This is a genomic window from Rhodococcus sp. EPR-147 (assembly GCF_001647185.1).
Lineage (GTDB): Bacteria > Actinomycetota > Actinomycetes > Mycobacteriales > Mycobacteriaceae > Rhodococcoides.
In genome coordinates this window covers 1-330 of the sequence record NZ_LVCU01000428.1, presented here as the reverse complement: position 1 = coordinate 330, position 330 = coordinate 1, and the positions used below count along the sequence as shown (strand labels likewise).

The 330-nt window shown below is 63.3% G+C and carries 1 pseudogene; it reads right to left on the bottom strand.

Features of this window, described 5'->3' with window-relative positions:
* Positions 1 to 175: pseudogene (locus A2J02_RS27830) on the bottom strand (DUF4191 domain-containing protein); the annotation flags it as partial.
* Positions 176 to 330: the final 155 nt, after the last annotated feature.

Here is a 330-nt window from a genome sequence, read left to right as displayed (position 1 = left end):
CCACCGACCCGATCATCAGCGGCAGGAGAACCTTGTCGTCCTTGCGCTGCATCTGAAACGCCTGCCAGAGCTGCTTGCGCCGTTCCCTCGATGCCTGCTTGCGCGCCGCCTTGGCAGCCGCTTTTGCTTCCTTGCTGGGCTTTGCTGCTTTGCCAGCCTTACTGCCGTTCGCCATACCTCACAGGATACGTCCTGTGCCGACGCTCACTCGCACCGCTCCGGATTGGAACGACGATCAGCGCGCGGCCAGACGAGCCATCAACGAGCTGGCCTCCTGAGAGGCCTCGCCACCATCGGTCAGGTGGCTCATGCTCTCGGGCAATTCACGGC